General features: G+C 26.5%; 6 protein-coding genes, 1 tRNA gene, 1 rRNA gene and 1 riboswitch. Of the genes, 2 read left to right on the forward strand and 6 right to left on the reverse strand.

Annotated features, from left to right (window positions below; all coding sequences use genetic code 11):
* Nucleotides 1-468: 468 nt before the first annotated feature.
* Complete coding sequence (locus QOZ93_RS13710; RefSeq protein WP_111940221.1) at nt 469-894, forward strand: hypothetical protein; 426 nt, start codon at nt 469-471, stop codon at nt 892-894.
* Nucleotides 895-959: 65 nt separating this feature from the next.
* Here the strand turns inward: QOZ93_RS13710 and QOZ93_RS13715 are convergent, their stop codons facing one another.
* Nucleotides 960-3,776 (reverse strand): cation-translocating P-type ATPase, encoded by a 2,817-nt coding sequence (locus QOZ93_RS13715; protein WP_307357387.1) that lies wholly within the window; start codon nt 3,774-3,776, stop codon nt 960-962.
* A gap of 145 nt (nt 3,777-3,921) precedes the next feature.
* Nucleotides 3,922-4,018, reverse strand: a riboswitch (yybP-ykoY riboswitch).
* A gap of 243 nt (nt 4,019-4,261) precedes the next feature.
* Here QOZ93_RS13715 and QOZ93_RS13720 point away from each other — a divergent pair.
* Entirely contained in the window at nt 4,262-4,999 is a 738-nt protein-coding gene (locus QOZ93_RS13720) for an NAD-dependent protein deacylase (protein WP_307357390.1), read from the forward strand.
* Between the two features lie 129 nt (nt 5,000-5,128).
* On the opposite strand, the gene QOZ93_RS13725 is transcribed toward QOZ93_RS13720, so the two are convergent.
* From QOZ93_RS13725 to rrf, 5 genes are all read right to left on the reverse strand, one after another.
* Nucleotides 5,129-5,875, reverse strand: a complete 747-nt coding sequence (locus tag QOZ93_RS13725) for a hypothetical protein (protein ID WP_307357393.1) — start codon at nt 5,873-5,875, stop codon at nt 5,129-5,131.
* Nucleotides 5,876-5,906: 31 nt separating this feature from the next.
* On the reverse strand, nt 5,907-6,632 hold the full coding sequence (locus tag QOZ93_RS13730; protein WP_111940213.1) for an ABC transporter ATP-binding protein: 726 nt from the start codon (nt 6,630-6,632) through the stop codon (nt 5,907-5,909).
* A gap of 30 nt (nt 6,633-6,662) precedes the next feature.
* Nucleotides 6,663-7,025, reverse strand: a complete 363-nt coding sequence (locus QOZ93_RS13735; RefSeq protein ID WP_307357397.1) for a GntR family transcriptional regulator — start codon at nt 7,023-7,025, stop codon at nt 6,663-6,665.
* 223 nt (nt 7,026-7,248) lie between these two features.
* A tRNA-Lys gene (locus tag QOZ93_RS13740) sits at nt 7,249-7,324 on the reverse strand.
* A 9-nt stretch (nt 7,325-7,333) separates the two neighbouring features.
* Nucleotides 7,334-7,450: ribosomal RNA gene (rrf, locus tag QOZ93_RS13745) — 5S ribosomal RNA — on the reverse strand.
* Nucleotides 7,451-7,555: the final 105 nt, after the last annotated feature.

Raw genomic sequence — 7,555 nt, forward strand, 5'->3', positions numbered from 1 at the left:
CTCTGTTTAATTTTCAAAGATCAATTTCTCACTTTCAACCGCTCTCACCAAGCGACTTACTTATAATATCAAATTTCTTTTTCTTTGTCAACAACTTTTTAAACATTTTTTTTAATTTGTTTTGTTGTTTTACTGCGTTGCCGCAGCGACAAGATATATATTATCATAATTATTTTATCATAATTTGTATATAGATATGATTTAAAGTAATTAAATAGTTGTTACTTAGCTTTTCTTTACTTTACTCTATTTTTGGCTTATAGACACACCAGGAAGAGTATATTTTACTTTTTCAATATTTTTTAACATTAGCTCTGGATAGACAAAAATCATTTTTATTGACATAATATTTAAAATATTCTACACTTTGCTTATGTTTTATTAAATTGAGGTATTTTATTAAAAAAATAAAGTTTATATATAAATAATTAATAATACATCTAAAATTATATGAAGGGGTTAAATATTATGAATAACAATATAAATACAAAAATCAGTACTGAAAAATCTTATTTTAGTGCATCATTGATTACTAGTATTCTATGTTTTTATGGTAGTTATATTGCTATAAAAAACCATGATACCTCAGTATTTATTCCACTATGTATTCCTGGAATAACTTTTGCCTTATCATCTATACAAAGTATAAAAAACATAAAAAATTTCAAAAAAATGTTAGATACAATAGAAAACAAAGTAAAAACACATGTACTTTATATTATTAATGACTCAGTAATATGTATTATGTCTTTTATGGCGTGTTTTGGATTTTGGGGTGCTAAATCTATATTAAAATCCACATTATTATTCATTGTAGGGATAATTACCTTAATAAGTTCAATCCAAAATATGAAAAGAATAAAAAAATTTAAATTACTTAAAAAAAATAATTAAAACTAATAAAAGAACCAAGGAACTTTTTTTATTAATTCCTTGGCATTTATTTTTTATTATAAATCTTATTTACCTTGTAATCTTTGCTTTCTTATTGTTTCCTTTTTCTCTTTTTGCTTTTTTTCTATCCTGTCCATAAACTTTATTAATTCACCAAAAATAACAACGGTAGAAGAATAAATTATAATTTTTATCCATAATTGAAATGGTAATGCTATTGTTTTAAATACTACCCCTCCAAATTGAGTCACAATAATCTGAAGTATAAATGTAACTCCTATAACTAATAACATGACCTTATTATTCAATAAATTATTAAATATACTTTCATCACCTAATTCTCTAGAATTAAATGCATTGAATAACTGGAACATTACAAAGGTAGCAAATATAATACTGCCTTGTTGTGCCTCTGTTCCATTTAGAGCATTATTTTCTATAAGAAATAGCATCATAACAACCATATACATACCATTCATTATTATATGACTTAACATTTTATTTGTTATTATATTGGCATCTCTCTTAACAGGTTCTTGCCTCATCAAATGACTTCTTAAAGCTTCCAAACCTAAAGTCAATGCTGGAGGACCATCCATAATTAAATTTACCCATAAAAGTTGAATTGTAGTAAAAGGTAATTCCTTACCTAATAATTCACATAGTATTACTATAAAAACAGCCACTAAATTAACTGTTAATTGAAATTGAATAAACCTTTGAAAGTTTTCATAAATCCCTCTTCCCCATTCCACTGATTTTAAAATAGTAGAAAAAGAATCATCAAGAAGAATAATATCACTAGCTTCCTTTGATACTTCTGTACCTGTAATACCCATTGCAATACCTACATCAGCATTTTTTAATGCAGGTGCATCATTTATGCCATCACCAGTAACCGCAACTACTTCCCCCTTACCTTTTAAAAGATTTACTATCCTCATTTTAGTAATAGGTTTGCTTCTTGCAATAACTATTATTCTATCAATTATTTTTAATAACTCATCATCTGACATTTCATCAATTTCTGGAGCCTCTATTATGATACTATCTTCATTTACTATATCTAATTGTTTGGCAATAGATGTAGCTGTAACAATATTGTCTCCTGTTAGAATTTTTAAGTTTATTCCTGATTCTCTACATTTTTTTACTGCTTCATATACATCATCTCTTAGTGGGTCTGCTATAGAAACAAATCCATCAAAAATCATATGTGATTCTATATTATTTTGTTCCTTTTCCCAATCATAAACTTCACTAAGTTCCTTATGGGAAAAAGCTAAAATTCTTTTAGATTCCTTTTGTAACCTTATAATTTCTTTATCCATCTTTTGTTTTAGTACCTTAGTAAAAGGCTTAATTTCATTATTGATTATTATTTTATCACACAAATCAATAATTCTTTCTGGACTTCCTTTTGTATATACCATATATGTATTTTCTTCACTTGCTATAGTAGTCATGGACTTTTTATCTGAGGTAAACGGATATTGAAATACTATATCTGCATCTTTTCTTATATCTAAGTAGGAAACTTGACCACTTGTCTTGCTACAGACCTTTTTGCACTTATTGCCACAAACAATGTGATTTTCTTCATAAAAAAAACAAGTTTTAGGATTCATAGAACAAATTGTTTTGCTAAAAGCCTCAAGTAAGGAACATTCGGTAGGATTTCCTACAAACTTTACCTTTCCTTCTGTTATATTAATATTGGCTGTACTGTTTACAATGAAATTATCGACAAAAAATCTATTTTTTAATTCTTCTGGTTTAACTATCTTCCCATTGTTCCAAACATCTATTACCGTCATTTGATTTTTAGTGAGTGTGCCTGTTTTATCTGAACAAATAACATTTATACAGCCTACAGTTTCACAAGCAACTAATTTTCTAACAAGGGCATTGGTCTTAGCCATTTTAATTATATTTAATGATAATGTTATAGCAACAATAGTAGGCAAACCCTCTGGCACAGACGCAACAATCAATGCAATACTAGTCATAAAAGCTTCTTGTATAGTATCAAAAGACATTGTATTAGTGGAGTAAATTTTAAATATTTCATATGTAAATATCAATCCTGCTGCTACCATACCTAAAACACTTATGGTTTTAGCTAATTTATCTAACTTTTCTTGAAGAGGTGTTGATGCATTTTGAACCCCTTTTAACTCAGTTGCAATACCTCCCATTTCTGTTTTATCACCAATGCCGATAACTACAGCTGTACCCTGTCCATATGTTACAAATGTACCTGCAAAAATCATATTAACACGTTCTGATAAAGTAACCTTAGAATCTTCTATTATAACTTCAGCATCTTTGCTAACGGCTATACTTTCACCAGTCAACATAGATTCATCCACCTTTAATTGTAATGAATCTATTAATCTACAATCTGCTGGAATTTTATCTCCTGTCTCAACTTTAATAATATCTCCAACAACTACATCCTTTTTATTTACATATTGTATAATTCCTTCTCTTATAACCTTAACTTTTACATCATCATTTATGTTATTTAGTGCATCAAAGGCTTTTTCTGATTTACCCTCCATAATTATTTCAATACCAACTGAAAGAAGTATAGCCACTACTATTCCAATACTTTCTGTAAACTCAGTATGCATCCCTTGGGAATGTCTATATACATTCATTCCTATAGCTATAAGTGCTGCTATAAGCAAAATAAATATCATAGGCTCTTTTAAGACCCCTAATATTTTCTTTACCAGAGATGTTTTTTCGCCTGAAGAAAATTCATTTTTCCCATACTTCTTTTCATTTTGTACGACCTGATCTTGATTTAATCCTACATCTAACCGAACATTGAACTCCTGCAAAATGTCATCTGTAGACTTTTGAAAAAAATCCATAAATTTTTTCCTCCCTTTTAACCTTATTTTAATTATTAAACTAAATTTTTAGTATCTCCAATATTTTGTTTTATAGTAAATAAAAAAAGAGACCTCTAACACAATAAAACTAAACGTATAGTTTTATTGTGTTAAAAGTCTCACTGTGACAAGTTTGCCATGATAAAACCAGGTTTGTAAAAACCATGATGTTGATTTTATCACCCTTCGGTTTAGGGTAGTTACTCCCCTTTAACAAATTAAATTTTATATATTAAATTTTATACAACTAAAAAAATTATAAGTTAAAAACTATACATTGTCAAATTTGTTTTACTATTATATGATAATAACCTGCCTAATTAAAAAATTTGTATCTTTACATATCAAGATTAAATTAATATATAAAGTAATCCTTGTATTAACACCCTATAGTTATATATATTTGTCTTTTTAACTTTTTATGTGATAATAAAAGTATATAAATATATTTTGGAGATGATTTCATGTCAAAAGAAATAGAAGAACTGACTAAAATACTAAAAGAAAGTAATAATATAGTATTCTTTGGTGGCGCTGGATGTAGTTGTGAGAGTGGTATACCCGATTTTAGAAGTTCTAATGGGTTATTTAATCAAAAACTAAATGTTACATTTACTCCTGAACAGTTAGTATCTCATACCTTTTTTAAAAAGTATACTGAAGAATTTTTTAATTTTTATAGAAAGAAACTTATATATGAAGATGCTAAACCTAACACTGCTCATATAACCTTAGCTAAGTTAGAGGAAATAGGAAAACTTAAAGGGGTAATAACTCAAAATATAGATGGCTTACATCAAATGGCTGGTTCCAAAAAAGTTTTAGAACTTCATGGATCCATTCATAGAAATTATTGTACTAAATGTGGTAAGTTTTATGACCTAGACTATATACTTAAGTCTAAAACACAAATACCATACTGTACTGAATGTGGTTCTATAGTAAAACCTGATGTTGTTTTATATGAGGAAAGTTTAGACTCATCTATTCTTAGAGAATCTATAAAACTTATAAATGAAGCTGATGTATTAATAGTAGGTGGAACTTCTTTAGTTGTTTACCCTGCAGCTGGATTAATTGACTACTATAAAGGTAATAAGTTAATTTTAATTAATAAAACCTCTACTCCTTATGATTACAAAGCTAACTTAGTTATTAATGATAAAATAGGAAAAGTATTAAAACAATGTATGAATCTTTAAAAACTATATAAAAAAATGTATGTAAAAAAGACTATTTTAATTTAAAACTTATTTTTGTTGAAATAGTCTTTTTATCTTATTTATATATTATTTAATTATAAATATAATAATTATCTATATAGAAAAAAACTACAAATTAACTTTCTTCTTAAGCATATATGAAATAATATAAAACAACATAATACAGATAATAATATTAAATATTACACTAGCTATATTTAATCGTATATATGGTAGGTCAATATACATGTACTCTCCTATATTAAATGACCTCATATTATATCCTATATTTTTTGTAAATATACTTTTTATGCTATTATCTAAAAAATTTATTAAATAACATGAAGCAACTATAAAAATTAAACTTAGCACTCCTCTTTTTTTATTTTTTGAAATTACTTTACTTAAGGTAATTCCAAAATACATAATCAGTGTCAATTCAAAATACTTTATAACAAGAAGTAAGATAAGTATTATTATTGCTATAGGCCTACTTGTTATAACATTAAATACTTTAAATATAGCTAATGGATCATAAAGTTTATATATATATCCTAAAAAGAAAAAACAAATGAGATTTATAATTATAACGAATAACATCAATAAAAAAGAATATATAAGCCTAGAAAAAAGTATATTTTTTTTACTTATAGGTAAAGTAAAAATTAAATTTGCTTCTTTATGATATAGGTCATTTTCATAGGAACCTAAAATTTTTAATATGCCAATAATCATAGTGAATGATATAAATATATGAAATAAATATATATATGATTTAAAATGCCCTAAAAAAAGCACATTAAGTAAACTAGCTATAAGTATTCCACATATAATCTTCATACTATCCTTGAAATTATATTTTAAAAGCTTTAGCATAATGTTTCCCCCTTTTTTACCTATGAATTTCTTATTTAAAAATATCTCTATAAATTTCATCAATTGATTTATTATATTTAATTCTCAATTCCTCAGTATTATCTTCTAGAATTATTTTTCCATCTTTTATAAATGCCACATAATCAAAGATTCTTTCTAGCTCATTAATTAAATGAGTTGTTATTATGATTGAACTCTCTTTAGAGTAATTTTGTAAAATAGCATCTAAAATTTTCTCTCTTGTAGTAGTATCTACTCCTCCTATAGGCTCATCTAAAATATATAATTTAGCATTCCTTGATAGAATCAATGAAAGATTTAATTTTTCAATCATGCCTTTAGATAAAGCCGTTATCCTTAAATTTTCATCAAGATCCATAAATTTTAATAATTCTTTAGCTTTATTTTCATTAAAATCTTTATAAAAATCTTTATAAAAATTTAATGCATCTCTAACTTTCATCCAATTAAATAAAAAATTTTTATCAGGTAAATAAGAAATAATTGAATTAGTATATGGAGAAGGTCTTTTAGCATTTATTAATATATCCCCTTTAAAATCAGGTAATAAACCACATATAATTTTTAAAAAAGTTGTTTTTCCACTTCCATTAGGGCCTAACAATCCTAGAATCCTGCCCTTAGGTATTATTAAGTTAAAATTATCTAAAACAACCTTTCTAGAATAAGATTTACATAAATTCTTTGCCACCAAAATATCCTCTTCTGTATAGTCATCATTTGATAAATTTATCATAATTTATCCCCCTTTTATAATCCCTATATTCTAATTCCCCATTTTAAGATTTTGTGAAATAAGAGTAATTATACTCTCATCATAGAATCCTAAATTATTCATTTGTATTATAAATTCATCAATAATATTTTGTGCCATATGTTTTTTTAATTTTGTAATAATAAAATCATCTTCTACAATAAAAGTTCCCATTCCTCTTTGAGTATAAGTAATCCCCTCTCTTTCTAGTTCCCCATAAGCTCTTTGAATAGTATTCGGATTAATTTTTAATTGAGAAGATAATTCTCTAACTGAAGGAACTTTATCCCCAGGATTCAATTCTCCATTTATAACTTTACCTTTTATAAAGTTCATAACTTGAGTATATATAGGAGTATTTTGACTAAATTTCATGTTTTATATTTCCTTCCTTTAATACAATACTAAAATTCTCTAATAATCTAGTGTTATATTACAATAGTACACTTATATATGTATATAGTCAACATTAATTAATAACATATCCATAATCTTATTAACATTTTTTCAGATTTTATTGTAAAAATCAAATTTATTGTGGATAATATACTTATTTTTGTACATAAAAAAATCATCTTACGAATTGTAAGATGATTTTTGGTGACTCACCGGGGAATCGAACCCCGGACACCATGATTAAAAGTCATGTGCTCTACCGACTGAGCTAGTGAATCATACTATGTACCCGGCGACGTCTTACTCTCCCACAAGGCTGCCCCTGCAGTACCATCAGCGCTATAAAGCTTAACCTGCCTGTTCGGTATGGAAAGGAGTGTTACCTTTACGCCATTGCCACCGGATATTTTTTTAAGAGATTGCTCTCTCAAAATTGTATAATGAATATTTATTTGGTCAAGTCCTCGACCTATTAGTATGAGTCAGCTGAACATGTTACCACGCTTACA

This window comes from Hathewaya limosa (assembly GCF_030815255.1).
Taxonomy (GTDB): Bacteria; Bacillota; Clostridia; order Clostridiales; family Clostridiaceae; genus Hathewaya; species Hathewaya limosa.

Coding starts and splice junctions, on each gene's coding strand:
- QOZ93_RS13710 (WP_111940221.1), top strand. CDS start 469: ATGAATAACAATATAAATACAAAAATCAGTACTGAAAAATCTTATTTT.
- QOZ93_RS13715 (WP_307357387.1), bottom strand. CDS start 3,776: ATGGATTTTTTTCAAAAGTCTACAGATGACATTTTGCAGGAGTTCAAT.
- QOZ93_RS13720 (WP_307357390.1), top strand. CDS start 4,262: ATGTCAAAAGAAATAGAAGAACTGACTAAAATACTAAAAGAAAGTAAT.
- QOZ93_RS13725 (WP_307357393.1), bottom strand. CDS start 5,875: ATGCTAAAGCTTTTAAAATATAATTTCAAGGATAGTATGAAGATTATA.
- QOZ93_RS13730 (WP_111940213.1), bottom strand. CDS start 6,632: ATGATAAATTTATCAAATGATGACTATACAGAAGAGGATATTTTGGTG.
- QOZ93_RS13735 (WP_307357397.1), bottom strand. CDS start 7,025: ATGAAATTTAGTCAAAATACTCCTATATATACTCAAGTTATGAACTTT.